1 protein-coding gene is annotated in these 442 nt (G+C 68.0%); it reads left to right on the forward strand.

From position 1 onward, the window contains the following. Nucleotides 1-442: thioredoxin (gene trxA, locus AB4Z16_RS28120; protein ID WP_441514589.1), on the forward strand; the 442-nt coding region annotated here is incomplete at both ends.

Here is a 442-nt window from a genome sequence, read left to right on the forward strand (position 1 = left end):
CTGCAGAATTTCGAGGCCGATGTGATCGAACTGTCGCGGCAGGTGCCCGTGCTGGTCGATTTCTGGGCGCCCTGGTGTGGCCCATGCCGCACGCTCGGACCGATGCTGGAGAAGTTGGAAGCCGAATCCGGCGGCAAGTGGAAGCTCGCCAAGGTCAATGTGGACGAGAACCAGGAGCTGGCCGCGCACTTCGGCGTGCGCAGCATTCCYCATGTGGTGGCGATTGCCGATGGGCAGGCCGTAGACCAGTTCGTCGGCGTGCTGCCGGAGTCGGGCCTGCGTGAATTCCTGGACCGCCTGACCCCGAACCCGGGCGAGCAGGCGCTGCACGAGGCCCGCGAACTGGTGGCCGCTGGCGATGCCGAGGGGGCGCGCGCCGCCTTCCAGGCCGCGCTGGCCTTCGATCCGGGCGCCGACGATGCACGGCTGGCCTATACCAGCT

It is taken from the genome of Allobosea sp. TAF32 (assembly GCF_052113585.1).
Taxonomy (GTDB): domain Bacteria; phylum Pseudomonadota; class Alphaproteobacteria; order Rhizobiales; family Beijerinckiaceae; genus Allobosea.